We start from the raw sequence: 18207 nt of genomic DNA on the forward strand, positions 1-18207 counted from the left end.
GCGGTCGACGTCACCGAGGAGATCGACCGTACGGTCGGCACCATCGCGGCGGTCCGGGCCGCCTTCCCCGACCTGGTCATCTCGATCGACACCTGGCGGGCCGAGGTCGCCCGGGAGGCGGTCGCCGCCGGCGCGGACCTGCTCAACGACACCTGGGCCGGCGCGGATCCGCAGCTCGCCGAGGTCGCTGCGGCGACCGGGGCCGGGCTGCTCTGCTCACACACCGGTGGGACCACGCCTCGTACCCGGCCGCACCGCGCGGCGTTCGACGACGTCGTGGCCGACGTGGTCGCCACGGTGACCGGGCTCGCCGAGCGGGCGGTGGCGCTGGGGGTACGCCCGGACGGGATCCTGATCGATCCCGCGCACGACTTCGGCAAGAACACCCGGCACTCGCTGGAGGTGACCCGCCGTCTCGACGAGCTGGTCGCCACCGGCTGGCCGGTCCTGGTCGCCCTGTCGAACAAGGATTTCATCGGCGAGACCCTCGACGTACCGGTCGACCAGCGGCTGACCGGCACCCTGGCCACGACGGCGGTCTCCGCCTGGCTGGGCGCCCGGGTGTTCCGCGCGCACCAGGTGGCCGCGACCCGACAGGTCCTGGACATGGTCGCGTCGATCCGTGGCGACCGGCCACCGGCGGTGTCCCGCCGCGCGCTGGCCTGAGCCCGCCGGTCCGGCGCGTCCGTCAGCCCCGGCACGGCGCGTCCGTCAGCCCCGGCACGGCGCGTCCGTCAGGTCCAGCGGAGCACGTTGCGGCGCCAGGCGTAGAGGATGCCCAGCGCCAGCACCGCGACGAAGATCCCCATCTCGGCGACGGTGACCAGGCCGAACCCGGGCCGGTCGAAGATCACCGCCCAGGGGAAGAGGAACACTGCCTCCACCGCGAACAGCACGTAGAGGAAGGCGTACACGTAGTAGCGGATCTGGGCCTGCGCCCAGTCGCCGCCCACGGGGTCGAGGCCGCACTCGTAGCTGGCGCGTTTACCGACCGGATCGGCCGGCCGGGCCGGGCGCAGCAGCCGGTTGGCACCGTACGCCACGACGAAGAACGCCACGCTCACCAGCAACAGCAACCCCAACGTCGCGTACGAGCCGAGGTAGCCCTGCATGTCCGGCAGTCTACCGGCCGACGGGCCAAGGGTGCCCGCCCGTCCGGGTGTCGCCGGGCCCGCCACCCGGACCGCGCCCGGGTGAACACGAGGTGATTCCAGTCCCACCCGGCGGACCCGAGCCGGGTATCCGACTGGATCCGACGTAGGCTTTCCCGAAGGTGCGAGGATGGTTAGGACGCCCTTACCCTGGCACCGACAGTCGCCGCGTCGCGGCACCGGCGGGCTCGCGCCGCACATTCGGGCAGCAGCTGGCGAGGCGGACCGTGGTCCGCGCCGCCGGCCGGAAACGAGGAGGTCAGCGCACGTGGCCAAGCAGGTCCGTCAACTGGATCGGGTGGTCATCCGGTTTGCTGGCGACTCCGGCGACGGGATGCAGCTGACCGGTGACCGGTTCACCTCGGAGACCGCGCAGTTGGGCAACGACATCTCCACGTTGCCGAACTTCCCCGCGGAGATCCGGGCACCCGCCGGCACCCTGCCCGGAGTGTCCAGCTTCCAGGTGCACTTCGCCGACTACGACATCCTCACCCCCGGCGACTCGCCGAACGTACTGGTCGCGATGAACCCGGCGGCGTTGAAGGCCAACCTGGCCGACCTGCCGCGCGGGGCGGACATCATCGTCAACACCGACGAGTTCACCCGGCGCAACCTGGCCAAGGTCGGATACGCGGCGAACCCGCTGGAGGACGGCTCGCTCGACGGCTACGCCCTGCACCCGGTCGCGCTCACCTCGATGACCATCGGCGCGCTCGCCGAACTGTCGGTCTCGAAGAAGGACGCCGAGCGGGCGAAGAACATGTTCGCGCTGGGCCTGCTCTCGTGGATGTACTCCCGGCCGTACGAGTCCACGATCCGGTTCCTGCAGCGCAAGTTCGCCAAACGCCCGGACCTGGTCGAGGCGAACATCGCCGCGTTCAGGGCCGGCTGGAACTTCGGCGAGACGACCGAGGACTTCGCGGTGCGCTACGAGGTCAACCCGGCCCGGATGCGCCCCGGCACGTACCGCAACATCACCGGCAACGCCGCCCTGTCGCTCGGCCTGGTCGCCGCCGGGGTGCGTGCCAAGCTGCCGGTCTTCCTCGGTGCCTACCCGATCACTCCGGCCTCGGACATCCTGCACGAGCTGAGCAAGCACAAGCGGCTCGGGGTGATCACGATGCAGGCCGAGGACGAGATCGCCGCAGTCGGTGCGGCGCTCGGTGCCTCGTACGGCGGGGCGCTCGGCATCACCACCACGTCCGGCCCCGGGGTGGCCCTCAAGAGCGAGACGATCTCCCTGGCGGTGGCCCTGGAGCTGCCACTGCTCATCGTCGACGTGCAACGGGCCGGCCCGTCGACCGGGATGCCGACCAAGACCGAGCAGGCCGACCTGAACATGGCGTTGTTCGGCCGACACGGTGAGGCACCGGTCGCGGTGATCGCGCCCCGCTCACCGTCGGACTGCTTCCACGCGGCGATCGAGGCCGCCCGGATCGCCCTGACCTACCGCACGCCGGTGCTTCTGCTGTCGGACAACTACGTGGCCAACGGCTCCGAGCCGTGGCTGCTGCCGGAGGTCGACTCGCTGCCGGACCTGCAGGTCGAGTTCGCCACCGCGCCCAACGACGCCGACGGCAAGACCTTCCTGCCGTACCTGCGGGACCCGCAGACGCTGGCCCGGCCGTGGGCGATTCCCGGCACGCCCGGCCTGGAGCACCGCATCGGCGGACTGGAGAAGGCCGACAAGACCGGCGACATCTCCTACGACCCGGCCAACCACGACTTCATGGTGCGCACCCGTCAGGCCCGGATCGACACGATCCCGGTGCCCGACGTCGAGGTCGAGGACCCGGACGGCGACGCCCGCACGCTGGTGCTGGGCTGGGGATCGACGTACGGCCCGATCGGTGCCGCCTGCCGCACCCTGCGCCAGCGCGGGCTGCCGGTGGCCCAGGCACACCTGCGGCATCTGGCACCGCTGCCGGCCAACCTGGGCGACGTGCTGCGCTCCTACGACCGGGTGGTGATCCCGGAGATGAACCTGGGCCAGTTGGCGCACGTGATCCGGGCCCGGTACCTGGTCGACGCGATCGGCTACAACCAGGTCCGTGGCCTGCCGTTCACCGCCACCGAGCTGGAGACCATGCTGGAAGAGGTCGTGAAGAATGTCTGAGCCCGCTCCCAACGGCCGCGCTGGCACCGGCACGCCGGTGGCACTCAAGCTCACCGCCAAGGACTTCAAGTCCGACCAGGAGGTGCGCTGGTGCCCGGGCTGCGGCGACTACGCGATCCTCGCCGCCGTGCAGTCGTTCATGCCCGAGCTGAACATCCCGCGCGAGCGGACCGTCTTCGTCTCCGGCATCGGCTGCTCGTCGCGCTTCCCGTACTACATGAACACGTACGGGATGCACTCGATCCACGGTCGCGCCCCAGCGATCGCCACCGGCCTGTCGGTCTCCCGTCCGGACCTGTCGGTGTGGGTGGTGACCGGCGACGGTGACGCGCTCTCGATCGGCGGCAACCATCTGATCCACGCGCTGCGGCGCAACGTCAACCTGAAGATCCTGCTGTTCAACAACCGGATCTACGGGTTGACCAAGGGCCAGTACTCACCGACGTCGGAGCTTGGCAAGGTCACCAAGTCGACGCCGGTCGGGTCGGCCGACTCGCCGTTCAACCCGCTGTCGCTGGCGCTGGGGGCCGAGGCGACCTTCGTCGCCCGGACGATCGACTCCGACCGCAAGCACCTGCAGTCGGTGCTGCGGGCCGCCGCCGAGCACAACGGGTCGGCGTTCGTCGAGATCTACCAGAACTGCAACATCTTCAACGACGGCGCCTTCGACCAGCTCAAGGAGCCGGCCACCCGGGACGACTACCTGATCCGGCTGGAGCACGGGCAGCCGATCACCTTCGGCGCCGAAGGCCGGTTCTGCGTGGTCCACCCGCCGGGCGGCTTCGGCCTCGAAGTGCGCGAGACGGCCACCGTACCGGCCGAGGAGATCGTGGTGCACGACGCGACGATCGACGAGCCGGCGTACGCGTTCGCCCTGTCCCGGCTGCCCGGTGCCGACCTGCGCAACACGCCGATCGGGGTGTTCCGCAGCGTGCCGCGGCCCAGCTACGACAGCCTGATCCAGGCACAGGTCGGCGCGGCGATGGCCCAGGCCGAGGGGACCCCGGAGGAGCAACTGGCCGGGCTGCTGCGCAGCGGCGACACCTGGTCCATCGACTGACCCCCTGACCCCGCGCGAGGTCGGCCCTGGTCGACCGGCTGGCCGCACGCGGTCAGCTGGTCGACGGGGTGCTCGCTGAGGTCCGGTCGTCGCGGACGTAGACGAGCAGGTCCCCGGTCTCCACCTCGACGCTGTCCGGCTCGGCCAGGGACACCACCCGGCCGCGCCGGATCAGCGCGATCACCAGGTTGTTCAGCTGTCGGGGCGGCAGTCCGACCTCGTCACGGTTGGCCGAACGCATCGCCAGTGCCATGCCCTGACCAGGGGTGAGCAGATCCTCGACGACGTCGATCAGCGGCGGCGCCGAGGTGGACAGGCCCAGCAGCCGGCCGGCGGTGGCGGACGACACGATCACGTGGTGCGCCCCGCTCTGGCGCAGCAGGGCGGCGTTCTCGGCCTCGCGGGCGGCGGCGATGATCCGTACCTTGCCGGCGGTCAGTTGGCGGGCCGTCAGGGTGACCAGGACGGAGGCGTCGTCGCTGTCGGTGGCGATGATCACCGCCTTGGCGTGCTTGACGTGTGCCTCGTTGAGGACCGACGAGCGGGTCGCCGATCCCTCGACGGCGACCAGGCCGGCGGCGGTGGCCTGGCGCAGCGCGATGCCGCTGCTCTCGACGACGACGATGTGCTGCTTGTCGAAGCCGTTCTCCAGCAGGGCCGACACGGCGCTGCGGCCCTTGGTGCCGTAGCCGCAGATGATGACGTGGTCCTTCACTTTCCTTCTCCACCGGGTCAGTCGAAGGTTCGTCCGGTACTGCTCGGTGAGCACCTCGAGGGTGGTACCGACCAGGATGATCAGGAACACCACCCGGGCCGGCGTGATGATCAGGACGTTGACCAGCCGGGCACCGTCGCTGATCGGCGCGATGTCGCCGTACCCGGTCGTGGAGAGGCTGACGACCGCATAGTAGAAGCAGTCGAGCAGCGAGATCCCGTCGCCGTTGGCGTCCCGGTAGCCGTCGCGGTCGGCGTAGACCACCGCCACGACCGCGAAGACGAGGGCGACCGCGGCGAACAGGCGCAGGCTCAACGCCTTCAACGGGCCCTGGCGGACGGCGGGAAAGTGAATCACCGCCGGTCCACCTTCACTTTCGGGTCCCCGTTCACGTCCACAACATAGTCGTTGCGGACCAGCGGATCGCGATCACCTGGACATCACCTCGGCCCGAATGCGTCCGTCCGGCGTCGGGTCGTATCCCGTCGCCTCAAATCTTGCTTAGAGACATTGCTTTGGGACTGTGTGTTGTCGATGCTCTCTCGGCGAGCCGTCAACCGCCAGTTTCGGAGCAGCCTGTGAAACCGCCGTCACGACCCACCATTCCCGCGATCACCCCGGGGACGGTCCTGCAACTGAACAAGGAGGACTGGCGGTACGGCGGATACCAACTGATCCTGAAGGTTGAACAGGTACGGCCCGATCTGTCAGCGTATTACGACAACCGGTGGGTGTGGATCATCGGACGTTCCATCGGGATGGACGGCACCGGCGACGACCGCGTCGTCGCACTGGTCCGGGTGGCGGCACTGCCCGGCGCCGAGGCCGCCGCCAGCTGAGTGCCCGTTCGGCGGCGGATGGTCTGTTTACGCGCCGGTCGACAAAGAAACAGGCGCCCTAAAGATCGATGTCAGCGGATACGGCAAGACTGTGGACACGCTTGTGACCCACCGGTAACAAGCACCGACGCCACACACCACGAGCCGTCCACCGGAGGTATCGCGATGTACCGTCGCACGTCCGCACTGCTCAGCGCCGTACTGCTCGGCCTCACCGCCGCCCTCGGGTTCGCCACCCCGGCCAGTGCCGTTCCCGCCGACAAGCCCGCGGTGCTGTCCAACTGGACGCAGACCAGCGCCAGCAGCTACAGCGCCTGGAACTCGGCCCGGGCGAACCCGGGCCCCTGGGCCGCCTACCAGTTCGACTGGTCCACCGACTACTGCTCGTCCAGCCCGGACAACCCACTCGGCTTCGACTTCCGGCTCTCCTGCCACCGACACGACTTCGGCTACCGCAACTACAAGGCGATCGGCCAGTTCTCCGCCACCAACAAGGCCCGGGTGGACAGCGCCTTCTACGAGGACCTCAAGCGGGTCTGCGCCCGGTACAGCAGCGTCGTGCGGCCGGCCTGCCTCAGCCTCGCCTGGACCTACTACCAGGCGGTCCGGATCTTCGGCGCGCCGATCGTCGACGCCGCCGACCTGCAACGCGCCGAGCGGCTCGTCCCGGCCGGGCACCTGACGGCCGTCGGATAACCACCAACGCCACCGTACGGACGCGCCGCCGGCCGCTCAGCCGGCGGCGCTCCCGTCGCCGGTCGACCGGTCGGTCACCAGCCCGGACCGGTCGACGACCAGCCCGGAGCGGCCGGCCGCGAGCCCGGTCGGGTCGTCGCCGAACCAGCGGGCACCCGAGGTCAGGTCCGGATGCTCCACCGCCAGTGCCAGCGCCGCCGCCTCGACCAGGCTCATCCGACTGCCCTGCGCGTAGCCGGCGTCGAAGGCGGCATCGCCGATCACCGCCCGCACCCGGTCCTGCTCCTGCGCCCAGTAGCCGCCGAACATCCCGGCGCTGCTGCGCAATGCGGTACGGGTCGCCTGCGCGGCACCGAACAACCGGGCCGCCGTCGCCGGGTCCCCACCCTGCGCGCAGCGCACCGCCATCGCGTTCAACGTGTCGCAGGCCCGCCGGTGGAAGCCGTACCGCATCCGGGACCGCAGCGCGACCACCAGGTGGTCGTGGGCGGCGACCAGGTCCACCCGGGCCAGCGCCACGAGGCCCAGCAGCATGTCGACGGTCCGCCGGCCACGCTCGGCCGGCCGGGCGGCCTCGGCCGGCCGGGCGCCCGCCAGCACCTCGGCCGCCTCGTCCAGCGCCCCCCGCCGGCACAGCAGTTCCGCCAGACTGTAGACGGCGAACAACGCGTCACCGGCCACCCCGTTGGCCGCCGCCCAGTCGATGACGTCACGGCACACCCGCTCCGCCTCGTCGAACTGACCGAGGTCGATCAACGAGGCGCCCCGGCCGGCCAGCACCCGGGCCAGCAGGCCCGCGTCGCCGGCCTGCCGGGCCACGGCCTCGGCCCGGTGCGAGAACCGCAGCTCCTCGCCGAACTCACCGTCCGCGCCGGCATGCTGCGAATGCATGTGGTACGCGGCCGCCAGCTCCGCCTCGGGGATCACCTCGCCGGTCTCGGCGATCCGCCCGTACAGCCGGAACAGCCACAGCCGCCCCTCCCGGGCCAGGCCGCGCTCCCGCCACCACTGGTCCAGCCCGCTGGCGAGCTGCAGACCACGCCGGGCGCTACCGCCGGTCGCGCTCCACCGCAGCGCCGCCCGCAACTCGTCGGCGAGCGGATCCAACGCGTACAGCGACAACGTGACCGGCTGCCCGTCCGGGCCCAGATAGGCACGTTGCAGCGCGTGCAAGGCCCAGTCGACGTGCCGGTCCCGGGCCGACTGCTCCTCACCTGCCTCGACCAGCCGCCGGGCGGCGTACGCCCGGATCGGGTCGAGCATCCGGTAGCTGGTGTCGCCGGCCGCCGGCTCGGCCTGGATCATCGACTTGTCGACCAGCACCGCCAGCGGGCCGAGCGGGTCGTCGTCGAGCAGCCACTCCACCGTGGCCAGGTCGACCGGGCCGGCGAAGACGGACATCCAGCGCAGCAGCCGGGCGGCCCGGGGTGCCAACGTACGGTAGGACCAGGTGACCGTCGCCTGCAGGGTGCCGTGCCGCCGCCCGGCGGAGCGGTCCACCCCGGCCGGCTCCTCCCGGCCCGCGTCCAGCACCCCCAGTACGTCGTCGAGCCGATCCACCAGTTGCCCGACGGAGAGCACCCGCAGCCGGGCCGCCGCCAGCTCGATCGCCAACGGCAGCCCGTCCAGCCGGGACGCGACCCGGTGCAGCTGGCCCGACTCGGCCGGCGCCAACGGCCGGCCGCCCCGGGCGGCCACCGTGCGGTCGAGCAACAGCGCTACGGCGTCGCTGGGCCCGCCGGCCGGGCCGGGCTCCGCCGACAGCGGCGGAATCCGCCACACCACCTCACCCGGTACGCCCATCGGCTCCCGGCTGGTGGCCAGCACCCGGACCTGCCGACCGCCGGTGAGCAGCCGGGTGATCACCTCGGCGCAGGCCGCCGGTTGGGCGTCGCAGGTGTCGAGCACCAGCAACAACCGTCGGGCGGCGGCGTACTCGACGACCGTGTCCAGGATCGGCCGTCCCGGCTCTGGGCGCAGCCCGAACACGGCGGCGATGGCGAACGCGACCAGCCCGGGGTCGGTCACGGTGGCCACGTCGACGAACCAGACCCCGTCGGGGTAGCCGGCGGTGCCGGACGCGGTGTCGACGTCGCCGGATGCGGTGTCGGACGAGGTGTCGACGGTGCCGGACGCGGCGGCGACCTCGACCGCGAGCCGCGTCTTGCCGGAACCGCCGGCACCGACCACGGTGACCAGCCGGTGCGCGGCGACGAGTCGTCGCAGCTCCCGGCGTTCGATCCGCCGGCCGACGAAGGAGCTGATCTGGTTCGGCAGGTTGTGACTGGCCGCGTCGGCGGTACGTGGCCGGGGGAACTGCCGCTCCAGACCAGGGGCGATCAGCTGGAACAGGCGTTCCCGGTCGTCGAAGCCACGAAGCCGGTGCAGGCCGAGGTCGAGCAACGAGACGTCGGCCGGCAACGGATCGGCGGCCCGGGCGGTCGCCGCCGAGCAGAGCACCTGCCCGCCGTGTGCCGCCGCCGCGATCCGGGCGGCCCGGTGCACCTCGGGACTGGTGTACTCGCCACCGACCGGTTCGGCGTACCCGGTGTGCAACCCCATCCGGACCCGTGGCACGGCATCCGGCGCGGACCAGTCGTGCGCGGCGAGCGCCCGCTGGGCCCGGCGGCAGGCGTCGAGAGCGGCGGCCGCATCAGCGAACGCCGCGAAGAACGAGTCGCCCTCGGTGAACAGCTCGGTGCCGTCACTGGCGGACAGCGTCCGCCGGACCAGCCGTCGGTGCTCGCGCAGCATCGGACGGTAGTCGCCGCCGAGCAGGCGGGCCAGCCTGGTAGAGCCTTCGATGTCGGTGAACATGAAGGTGACCAGGCCGCTCGGCAGTGCGGTCGATGCCGACACCGGTGGAACCTCCGCCCCGCTGGAAGTCGCAGTTCATCCTGCCGCAGGTCGGCAACCTGGCCAGTCACGAAGGAGGCGGGTAGCTGACCTGCGGCGTCGTCGGTGACGGTCAGCGGGGCGCGGTGGCGGTCAGCATCCGCACCCGCCGCCGCAGCACCCGCCACCACCGGACGGTGGTGCGGTCGGCAGCGCTCCCACTGAGCCGCCGCCCCGGCCGGTGAGCGCGACGGTGGAGAGCAGTTTGACTGTGTCGGCGTGGCCCTGAGGGCAGGACGCCGGCTCGCCGGCCTCGGTCATCGGACGGTTGACCTCGAATGTGTCGCCGCAGGCGCGACAGCGGAACTCGTACCGGGGCATGTGGATAAGGGTACGGCGGGAACTGACGTCGTCGGCCGGATGGGTGATACTCGACGGCATGGTCGAGGACGGGGCAGGTACGCCGACGGCACGGCTACGTCCGGCGGTGCCGGCACCGGCACCTGAGTCCACGTCGGCCGCACCGACGCCGACCCCGCCGGCGGAGCCGACGGCGGAGCCGCCCACGTCGGCGACGTCGCAGAGCCCGACGCCGGACCTGCCGACGCCGGACCTGCCGGAGCAGCGAACGCCGGCTGAGGCCGGGACGGATCAGCCTGAAACCGGGGCGGAGCCGGCCGGCCAGGCGGGGACCGGGGCGGAACCGACCAGCCAAGCGGGGACCGGGGCGGAACCGACCAGCCAAGCGGGGACCGAGCCGACTCCGGCCGGTCGACACCGACGCGACGATCCGCCGTTCACCCGCCGGGTCGGTCGGCTGCACCCGGCACGGTTGCGGCCCATCGCCCGACCGGTCGCCCGCTCCGGCCGTCGCGCGGCCCGCGCGGTCGGTGCCTGGTGCCGCCGTCCGAGCGGGCGTCTGGCGCTACCCGGCGTGCTGCTGCTGGCACTGATCGCCGGCAGCGGTACGGCAGGCGCGGTGCTGGTGCCGGCCGCCGCTGGACTGCGGGAACCCGTCAGCACCCCTGGGCCGGTCGAGACGACCGCCGTCCCGGACGTACCCGCGCTCACCGACCCGGACCTGCTCGATCCGACGACGCCGCCACTCGACGACCCGGGCGGGCCGGTGCCGCCGCTCGGGCCGACCCGCCCGGCGGCGGTCCTGACCGGTTGGGCGACTCAGACCACCAGCCGGCTGGCCATCCCGGTGGTCGCGTTGGAGGCGTACGGCTACGCCGAACTGGTCCTGGCGACCACCACTCCCGGCTGCCGGCTGAGCTGGACCACCCTGGCCGCGATCGGGATGATCGAGTCGACCCACGGCACGGCCAACGGATCGAGGTTGGACACCGAAGGGCGGGCCGTACCACCGATCGTCGGGCTGCCGCTCGACGGGGCCGGCGGCCGGCAACGAATCGCCGACACCGACGACGGACGCCTCGACAATGACGTGGTCTACGACCGGGCGGTCGGTCCGATGCAGTTCATCCCGACGACGTGGGCGGAATTCGGGGTGGACGCCGACAACGACGGGGTGGTCGATCCGCAGGATATCGACGACGCGAGCCTGGCCGCCGCTAACTACTTGTGCCGGAACGGACGCGATCTGTCCACACCTTCGGACTGGTGGAGTGCCATCCTGTCGTACAACAACGTCCAACCCTACGCCCAGTCGGTCTTCGACACGGCCAACGAGTACGGGGTACGGAGTCGCACTTAGCGCAATCGGTCGGGCACAATTCTGCGCCTGCCACTTTCGCATCAGCCGCGTTGCCGGCAAGCTAGACGCGTGATGGTGCGCGAGTGGGACCCCCGAACCGCGTCGTCCGCCGAGATCTCGTCTCTGCTGGACTGTCTCAACCAGGTTTTCCGGACCGATCTTCCGGGCGACCCGCTGTGGCGACCGCATTTCCTGCGGGAGTACCTGACCGAGACGATGCCGGGGGTCCGGCGGATCTGCTGGCTGGCGGAGCAGCCCGACGCTCGCGGCGGCACCGAGGTCGTCGGACACGTGAACGTACTGCTGCTCGGCGACATCGGTGTCCTGGAGATCCTGGTGCGTCCGGACGTGCGGCGGACCGGCCTGGGCCGGCAGTTGCTGTCGCTCGCGGTGCGTCGGGCGTACCACGAGGGTTTCAGCTCGGTCGGGGTCGAGGTGATCGGCGGCACCTGCGCGGTGGAGTTCTACGAGTCGTTCGGTTTCGCCCGGCAGTTCCGGGAGATCCGCAGTGTCCTGCGGCTGGCCTCGGTGGACTGGGCGGCGATCGAGAAGATGGCCCAGGACACGGTCAGCGGCTACGAGGTGGAGTTCCACCCCGGTGGACCGCCGGACGATCTCGTCGAGGCGTACGCCCGGACCAAGGCCGAGCAGAGCGACCCCGCCGACGGTGACCTGGACCTGCGGCCCAGTTCGTACGAACCGGAACGGCTGCGGGAGAGTCTCGGCTGCCTGCACCGACGGGGCATGACGCCGTACATCGTGCTGGCCCGGCACCCGGCCAGCGGCGAGGTCGCCGGTCTGACCGAGGTGGTGGTGCCGGCGCAGCACCCGACCCGGGCCGACCAGTACGACACCATCGTCGCCCAGGCACACCAGGGACGCGGCATCGACCGGGCGATCAAGGCACGGATGCTGCTGGAGCTGCGTGCCGTCGAACCGGCGCTGGCCGAGGTGCAGACCTGGAACGCCGAGGGCGACGAGGAGATCGTCTCGATCAACACCGAGATCGGCTACCGGTCGGACCGGGACTGGTGGGACTACGGCGCGGACATCCCGATGTTGATGCACCGCCTGGGCGTACGCAGCTGAGCCCAGGTCGGATCAGCCGGCCAGGGCCTCGGCCGCCTCGACCGCCCAGTAGGTGAGGACGACCTGGGCGCCGGCCCGCCTGATCGACGTCAACGTCTCCATGATCACCCGGTCCCGGTCGACCCAGCCGTTGGCGGCAGCCGCCTCGACCATCGCGTACTCGCCGGAGACCTGGTAGGCGGCGACCGGGACGTGCACCCGCTGGCGGACCGCCGCGATCACGTCCAGGTAGGGCAGCGCCGGCTTGACCATCACCAGGTCCGCGCCTTCGGCGACGTCCAGCTCGACCTCCCGCAGCGACTCCCGCAGGTTCGCCGGATCCTGCTGGTAGGTACGTCGGTCGCCGACCAGGGCCGACTCCACCGCGTCACGGAACGGACCGTAGAACGCCGAGGCGTACTTCGCCGCGTACGCCAGCAGGGCGGTGTCGGTGTGCCCGGCGGCGTCCAACGCTCGGCGGACCACGCCGACCTGCCCGTCCATCATTCCGGACGGGCCGAGCATGTCGGCGCCGGCTTCGGCCTGGGCGATCGCCAGCTGCCCGTACGCGGCGAGGGTGGCGTCGTTGTCGACGGTGCCGTCCGGGGCGAGCAGCCCACAGTGCCCGTGGTCGGTGAACTCGTCGAGGCACAGGTCGCTCATCACGACCGTGGCGTCGCCGACCTCGGCGACCACGTCACGGATCGCCACGTTGAGCACGCCCGCCGGATCGGTGCCGGCGGAGCCGACGGCGTCGCGGCGGGCCGGCACCCCGAACAGCATGATCCCGCCGACGCCGGCGGCGACCGCCTCGGCGGCGGCCTTGCGCAGCGAGTCCCGGGAATGCTGCAGCACGCCGGGCAGCGAGGGAACCGGTCGCGGCTCGGCCAGCCCTTCCTTGACGAACATCGGCAGCACCAGCTCGGCCGGGGCCAGCCGGGTCTCCTCGACCAGCCGGCGTACCGCCGCGGTCCGGCGCAGCCGTCGGGGCCTGCTCTGCGGGTACGTCATCGACGCGCTCCCCTGGCTCGGCGGCGTCCGGTGCTCAGCGGAACCGCAGCGCGGTCGGACCCTGCACCTTGGAACCGCGCCGCTGCTTCGCCGGCATCGCCACCAGCTTCTCCCGCAGCTCCACCGCGTAACCGGCGAGCGCCTCGACCAGGTCCGGTACGGAGGCGTGCGGCGGCTGCACGTCGACCCGCAGGCCGAACTCGGTGGCGGTCTCGGCGGTCTTCGGGCCGATCACCGCGACCACCGTGCGGGCGTGCGGCTTGCCGGCGATACCGACCAGGTTGCGCACGGTCGACGACGAGGTGAACAGGACCGCGTCGAAGCCACCGGACTTGATCGCGTCGCGGATCTCGGCCGGCGGCGGCGCCGCCCGCACCGTCCGGTACGCGGTAACGTCGTCGACCTCCCACCCGCGCTCGGTCAACCCGGCGGCGAGGGTCTCGGTGGCGATGTCGGCGCGCGGCAGCAGCACCCGGCCGACCGGGTCGAGGATCTCGTCGTGCGGCGAGAACTCCGCCAGCAGCCCTTCGGAGGACTGCTCACCGGCCGGCACCAGCTCAGGCTGGATGCCGAAGTCACGGACCGCGTCGGCGGTCGCCTCACCGATGCAGGCGATCTTGACGCCGCCGAAGTGGCGGGCGTCCAGCCCGTGCTCGGCGAACTTCTCCCACACCGCCCGTACGGCGTTGACCGAGGTGAACACCACCCAGGCGTACCGGCCGTCGACCAGGCCCTTGACCGCGCGTTCCATCTGCGCCGGGGTACGGGGCGGCTCGACGGCGATCGTCGGCACCTCACACGGGATGGCACCGTACGCCCGCAGTTGGGCGCTCATCACCCCGGCCTGCTCCTTGGTCCGGGGAACGAGCACCTTCCAGCCGTACAGCGGCCGGTTCTCCCACCAGCTGAGCTTGTCCCGCTCGGTGACCCCGGCACCGAGGGTGAGCACCACCCGGCCGGTGAAGCCGAGCGCCGCCGCGACGAAGTTGTCCACGGTCGACGTGGTCGTGTACTGGGTCTCGCCGGTGCCGTCGCCGGTCACCGCGACCGACGTCGCGCCGTCGACGCCGGCGGCGAGCAGTCCGTCCCGTACGGCGGCCAGCTCACCGGCGTCCACGGCGACGGCCAACGAGCCCCGGCCGATCGCGGCGGCGAGCGCGTCGAAGTCCAGACCGGCCGTGTCGTCGACGTCGGCCACTGTCCGTACCCCCGGCAGCGGGACCCCGGCGTAGCTGGCCACCCCTTCGGCCTGGCTGACCCCGGGCACCACCTCGAACGGCACCGCCGTGCGGGCGACCGCCTGCACCTCGGTCACCACGCCGTGGTGACCGAACGGGTCGCCGGCGACGAGCCGGACCGCCGCCTGCCCGGAGCGGGCGGCGGAGATCAGCACCTTGGCCACGTCGCCGGGGGCGCCCTCGGCCGGGCTGAGCTGGGCGTCGGCCTTGGCGTTGGCGCGGACCGCCGCGAGCAGGCTCTCCGGCACGGCACGGTCGAACACCACCTGGTCGGCCTCGACCAGGGCGTCGTGCGCCCGGCGGGTCAACAGGCCCGGGTCGCCGGGGCCGGCCCCCACGAACGCGATGTGGCCTGCGAGCTTACGGGTGCGGGTCATTTATGCTCCCCATGTTCTGGGTCGTCGCGCCGGACCGATCGGGCGCTGAAGGTCGCTGGGTGACCACCCCGACCTGCGCGGCCCCGGTCGGGCCGCCGGGCGTGGTCCCCGGAAGGATCGTGTCGGCACCGGCGTCGAGCAGATCGGCGGCGAGTGCCTTACCGATCTCGGCGGCGGTGTCCGGGGGACCGGTACGCGACAGGCGGATCTCCCGGAGTCCGTCCGGGCTGATCACCGCCCCACGCAGATAGATCTCGTCGCCGTCATCCCCCTCGGCGACTTCGGCGTACGCCGCGACGGGTGCACTGCACCCGGCCTCCAGCGTCGCCAGCAACGACCGCTCCGCGTCGACCGCGGCCCGGGTCGGTGCATGGTCGAGCACACTGAGCAGCTCGACCAGGTCGGTGTCATCGGCCCGGCATTCCACGGCCAGCGCTCCCTGGGCGGGAGCGGGCAGCATCAGCATCGGGTCGAGGGTCTCGGTGATCTCGTCGAGGCGCCCCAGCCGGGCCAGCCCGGCCCGGGCCAGCACGACCGCGTCGAGATCTGCCTGCGGGCCACGGACCCGGCCGATCCGGGTGTCGACGTTGCCCCGGATCGGGGTGACCGCCAGTTGGCGGCCGAGCGCGTTCAGCTGGGCGATGCGACGCAGCGCCCCGGTGCCGATGGTCGCGCCGGGTGACAGCTCGGCGAGCATCCGGCCGTCCCGGCTGAGCAGCGCGTCGCGGGGATCCTCGCGGGGCGGCACCGCCGCGATCAGCAGCCCGGCCGGGCCGGCGGTGGGCAGGTCCTTGTACGAGTGGACCGCGAAGTCGATCTCCCGCATGGCGAGGGCGTCGCGCAGCGCGGAGACGAAGACCCCGACACCGAGCGCGGCCACGGGTGCCGAGGACCGGTCGCCGGCCGTGACGATCTCCACCAGTTCGACGTCGCGGCCGGTGGCGGCGCGCAGCGCGGCGGCGACCCGGCCGGACTGGGCCATGGCCAGCGCGCTGCCCCGGGTGCCCAGCCGCAGCGCGTTCACCGGTCACCTCCATGCTCCGGGGCGCCGTCGCCGGTCACGCCAGGTGCGCCCGCCGTCAGGTCCGGGACGCCAGCCGCCGTCAGGTCCGGGACGTCGCCGGCGGTGGAGGTGCCCGGCACCTCCAGGTCGAACAGTTGCCGCAGCAGCGCGGCGTACTGGTCACCGCCGGGTTCGGCGGCGAGTTGACGGACCCGCACGGTCGGCGAGTGCAGCAGGCGTTGCACGACCCGGTGCACGGTGTGGGCCACCTCGGCCCGCTGCTCGTCGGTCAGGTCCGGCCGGCGCTGGGCCAGCCGGCGCAGTTCGGCGCCGACCACGTCGTCGGCGCGCCCGCGCAACGCCGCCACGGTCGGGGCCACGTCCGCGCCGCGCAGCCAGCTGAGGAACGCCTCCACCTCGGCGGTGACGATCCGGCCGACGGCAGCGGTGTCGGCGGCGGCCGGCGCCTCGGTGAGCGCGTCGGCCAGTCCGTCGATGTCGATCACCGCGACGCCGGGCAGCTCACCGGCGGCCGGCTCGACGTCGCGCGGAACGGCGAGGTCGAGCAGGACCAGCGGCCCGGTCCGGTCGCCCGACCGCCCGGCGAGGACGGCGGCGACGGTCTGCCGGGTGAGCACCGGTTCGGTCGAGGCGGTCGCGGTGATCACCAGGTCGACGTCGACCAACGCCGTGGTCAGGTCGGCGTACGGCACGGCGGTGGCGCCGTAGCTGCCGGCGAGGCGGACCGCACGGTCGTCACGCCGGTTGACCACCTGGATCGACGCCACGCCGAGCCGGGCGAGGGTGGCGACCGCCAGGGCGCCCATCGCCCCGGCCCCGAGGACCAGCACCCGCCGGCCGAGCAGCCCGCCGGGCAGCAGATCGGCACCGACCCGCAGGGCGGCACTGACGACGCTCTGCCCGGCCCGGTCGATGCCGGTCTCGGCGTGGGCCCGCTTGCCGACCCGCAGCGCCTGCTGCATCAGCTCGTGCAGCAGGCGGCCGGTGGCGTCGGCGTCGTTGGCGACGTGGTAGGCGTCACGCAGTTGGCCGAGGATCTGCGCCTCGCCGACGACCATGGAGTCGAGTCCGGCGGCCACCCGGAAGGTGTGCTCGACGGCGGCCTGCCCGTAGTGCACGTACAGGTGCTCGGCGAGGTCGTTGGGCTGGCTGCCGGAACGTTCGGCGAGCACCGCGCAGATGTCGGCCAGACCGCCGTGGAAGCCGGTGACCGCCGCGTAGATCTCGACCCGGTTGCAGGTGGAGAGCACGACGGCCGCGTCGACGTACGGCTGGGCGAGCAGCCGACGCAGGGTGGCGGGCACCTCGGCCGGGGCGACCGCGAGCCGTTCCAGGGTGGCGACCGGCGTGGTCCGGTAGGACGCGCCGACGACGAGAAGATTCATGAGCCAACCGCCTCCGCTGGGGCGTCGTCGTAGCTGGCCGGGCCGGTGGAGCCGGTCACGGTGGCGTCCAGCCCGCCGGGGATGGCGGTCAACGCCGAGCTGCGGCGCTCCCGGAACGACGCCGACTTGCGGTGCTCGTGGAACGACAGGATCTGCAGCTCGATCGCGAGGTCGACCTTGCGGACGTCGACCCCGGCGGGAACCGCCAGTACGCAGGGAGCGAAGTTGAGGATGCTGGTGACACCGGCGGCGACGAGCTGATCGGCGACCTGCTGCGCGGCGGTCGCCGGGGTGGCGATCACGCCGATCGCGATGGACTCCTCGGCCGCGACGGTCGGCAGGTCGTCGATGTGCCGGACCACCAGTCCGTTGATCTGCTCACCGACCTGGGCGGTGTCGGCGTCGAACAGGGCCGCGATCCGGAAGCCCCGGCTGGCGAAGCCGGCGTAACCGGCGAGGGCGTGACCGAGGTTGCCGACGCCGACCAGCGCGACCGCCCGTCGGTGGGTGAGCCCCAGGACGTACTCGATCTGCTCGATCAGCAGGGTGATGTCGTAGCCGACGCCCCGGGTGCCGTACGAGCCGAGCTGGGAGAGGTCCTTGCGCAACTTGGCGGAGTTGACCCCGGCGGCGCTGGCCAGCCCTTCGCTGGAGACCGTCTCGTGACCGGCCTCGGCGAGGGCGTGCAGGGCGCGGAGGTACTCCGGGAGTCGGGCGACCGTCGCCTCCGGGAGGTCTGGCAGCGCCGGAACGGCGTCGACCCGGCCGGACGCGCCTGGCTCGCGGTGCTGACTCAATGTGTCTCCGTGCGATGCGATAATTGACCCGCCGGCCCGGCCGGTCAGTCCGGTGCCCCCTGTGGCGACCGCCGTCACCTGTTGTGCTATCGGGGCTCGTCAGGGTTACAGCGTAGGCGCTTGTGAAGGCGTGCACAAATCGCGATCTTGCTCAATGGCGGTGGACGGACCGCTC

At 72.1% G+C, this 18207-nt stretch carries 15 protein-coding genes and 1 pseudogene; 7 read left to right on the forward strand and 9 right to left on the reverse strand.

The features are described 5' to 3' along the window. On the forward strand, positions 1–666 hold a 666-nt coding region (gene folP, locus O7608_RS00005), incomplete at its 5' end, for a dihydropteroate synthase (RefSeq protein WP_502959235.1). 68 nt (positions 667–734) lie between these two features. On the opposite strand, the gene O7608_RS00010 is transcribed toward folP, so the two are convergent. Next, complete coding sequence (locus O7608_RS00010; protein ID WP_282225398.1) at positions 735–1112, reverse strand: NADH-quinone oxidoreductase subunit A; 378 nt, start codon at positions 1110–1112, stop codon at positions 735–737. A gap of 307 nt (positions 1113–1419) precedes the next feature. Here O7608_RS00010 and O7608_RS00015 point away from each other — a divergent pair, with 307 nt between their 5' ends. Continuing rightward, positions 1420–3267 (forward strand): 2-oxoacid:acceptor oxidoreductase subunit alpha, encoded by a 1848-nt coding sequence (locus O7608_RS00015; protein WP_289208038.1) that lies wholly within the window; start codon positions 1420–1422, stop codon positions 3265–3267. Then, on the forward strand, positions 3260–4327 hold the full coding sequence (locus O7608_RS00020) for a 2-oxoacid:ferredoxin oxidoreductase subunit beta (protein WP_289208039.1): 1068 nt from the start codon (positions 3260–3262) through the stop codon (positions 4325–4327). The genes O7608_RS00015 and O7608_RS00020 overlap by 8 nt, the downstream gene beginning before the upstream one ends. Before the next feature lie 52 nt (positions 4328–4379). Here O7608_RS00020 and O7608_RS00025 read toward each other — a convergent pair whose 3' ends face one another. Beyond that, complete coding sequence (locus O7608_RS00025; RefSeq protein WP_289208040.1) at positions 4380–5399, reverse strand: potassium channel family protein; 1020 nt, start codon at positions 5397–5399, stop codon at positions 4380–4382. 221 nt (positions 5400–5620) lie between these two features. On the opposite strand from O7608_RS00025, the gene O7608_RS00030 reads away from it, so the two are divergent. Beyond that, complete coding sequence (locus O7608_RS00030) at positions 5621–5881, forward strand: hypothetical protein (RefSeq protein WP_289208041.1); 261 nt, start codon at positions 5621–5623, stop codon at positions 5879–5881. A 165-nt stretch (positions 5882–6046) separates the two neighbouring features. Continuing rightward, positions 6047–6577 carry a phospholipase gene (locus O7608_RS00035; RefSeq protein ID WP_289208042.1) on the forward strand — a complete coding sequence of 177 codons (531 nt, stop codon included), beginning with the start codon at positions 6047–6049 and terminating at the stop codon, positions 6575–6577. 36 nt (positions 6578–6613) lie between these two features. On the opposite strand, the gene O7608_RS00040 is transcribed toward O7608_RS00035, so the two are convergent. Together O7608_RS00040 and O7608_RS00045 are read right to left on the reverse strand one after the other, a co-directional pair. After that, the gene (locus O7608_RS00040) at positions 6614–9394 is read right to left on the reverse strand and encodes an ATP-binding protein (protein WP_353850590.1); all 2781 of its coding nucleotides are present in this window, start codon (positions 9392–9394) and stop codon (positions 6614–6616) included. 171 nt (positions 9395–9565) lie between these two features. Then, positions 9566–9793 carry an FmdB family zinc ribbon protein gene (locus tag O7608_RS00045; protein ID WP_289208043.1) on the reverse strand — a complete coding sequence of 76 codons (228 nt, stop codon included), beginning with the start codon at positions 9791–9793 and terminating at the stop codon, positions 9566–9568. A 58-nt stretch (positions 9794–9851) separates the two neighbouring features. Between O7608_RS00045 and O7608_RS00050 the strand changes: the two genes are divergently transcribed. Both O7608_RS00050 and O7608_RS00055 read left to right on the forward strand, forming a co-directional pair. Further along, complete coding sequence (locus O7608_RS00050) at positions 9852–11132, forward strand: lytic transglycosylase domain-containing protein (protein WP_502959158.1); 1281 nt, start codon at positions 9852–9854, stop codon at positions 11130–11132. Between the two features lie 72 nt (positions 11133–11204). Further along, positions 11205–12221, forward strand: coding sequence for a GNAT family N-acetyltransferase (locus tag O7608_RS00055; RefSeq protein ID WP_289211133.1), 1017 nt, complete (start codon positions 11205–11207; stop codon positions 12219–12221). Between the two features lie 12 nt (positions 12222–12233). Here O7608_RS00055 and hemB read toward each other — a convergent pair whose 3' ends face one another. From hemB to O7608_RS00080, 5 genes and pseudogenes are all read right to left on the reverse strand, one after another. Beyond that, on the reverse strand, positions 12234–13211 hold the full coding sequence (gene hemB / locus O7608_RS00060) for a porphobilinogen synthase (RefSeq protein ID WP_289208044.1): 978 nt from the start codon (positions 13209–13211) through the stop codon (positions 12234–12236). A 34-nt stretch (positions 13212–13245) separates the two neighbouring features. After that, positions 13246–14826, reverse strand: a complete 1581-nt coding sequence (locus O7608_RS00065) for a bifunctional uroporphyrinogen-III C-methyltransferase/uroporphyrinogen-III synthase (RefSeq protein WP_289208045.1) — start codon at positions 14824–14826, stop codon at positions 13246–13248. An 82-nt stretch (positions 14827–14908) separates the two neighbouring features. Next, a pseudogene (gene hemC, locus O7608_RS00070) lies at positions 14909–15850 on the reverse strand (hydroxymethylbilane synthase); the annotation flags it as partial. Continuing rightward, positions 15847–17235: a glutamyl-tRNA reductase gene (locus tag O7608_RS00075; RefSeq protein WP_289208046.1), complete on the reverse strand. Its 1389-nt coding sequence runs from the start codon at positions 17233–17235 to the stop codon at positions 15847–15849. The gene O7608_RS00075 and the pseudogene hemC, both read right to left, overlap by 4 nt. Beyond that, entirely contained in the window at positions 17232–18032 is an 801-nt protein-coding gene (locus tag O7608_RS00080; protein ID WP_289208047.1) for a redox-sensing transcriptional repressor Rex, read from the reverse strand. The genes O7608_RS00075 and O7608_RS00080 overlap by 4 nt, the downstream gene beginning before the upstream one ends. Between the last annotated feature and the right edge of the window lie 175 nt (positions 18033–18207).

Origin of the sequence: Solwaraspora sp. WMMA2056 (assembly GCF_030345095.1) — a bacterium.
Taxonomy (GTDB): domain Bacteria; phylum Actinomycetota; class Actinomycetes; order Mycobacteriales; family Micromonosporaceae; genus Micromonospora_E.

Bases quoted from the DNA above. Each gene is read 5' to 3' on its own strand.
- O7608_RS00010 (WP_282225398.1), bottom strand. From the start codon at position 1,112: ATGCAGGGCTACCTCGGCTCGTACGCGACGTTGGGGTTGCTGTTGCTG.
- O7608_RS00020 (WP_289208039.1), top strand. From the start codon at position 3,260: ATGTCTGAGCCCGCTCCCAACGGCCGCGCTGGCACCGGCACGCCGGTG.
- O7608_RS00035 (WP_289208042.1), top strand. From the start codon at position 6,047: ATGTACCGTCGCACGTCCGCACTGCTCAGCGCCGTACTGCTCGGCCTC.
- O7608_RS00040 (WP_353850590.1), bottom strand. From the start codon at position 9,394: ATGTTCACCGACATCGAAGGCTCTACCAGGCTGGCCCGCCTGCTCGGC.
- O7608_RS00045 (WP_289208043.1), bottom strand. From the start codon at position 9,793: ATGCCCCGGTACGAGTTCCGCTGTCGCGCCTGCGGCGACACATTCGAG.
- O7608_RS00050 (WP_502959158.1), top strand. From the start codon at position 9,852: ATGGTCGAGGACGGGGCAGGTACGCCGACGGCACGGCTACGTCCGGCG.
- O7608_RS00055 (WP_289211133.1), top strand. From the start codon at position 11,205: ATGGTGCGCGAGTGGGACCCCCGAACCGCGTCGTCCGCCGAGATCTCG.
- hemB (WP_289208044.1), bottom strand. From the start codon at position 13,211: ATGACGTACCCGCAGAGCAGGCCCCGACGGCTGCGCCGGACCGCGGCG.
- O7608_RS00065 (WP_289208045.1), bottom strand. From the start codon at position 14,826: ATGACCCGCACCCGTAAGCTCGCAGGCCACATCGCGTTCGTGGGGGCC.
- O7608_RS00075 (WP_289208046.1), bottom strand. From the start codon at position 17,235: ATGAATCTTCTCGTCGTCGGCGCGTCCTACCGGACCACGCCGGTCGCC.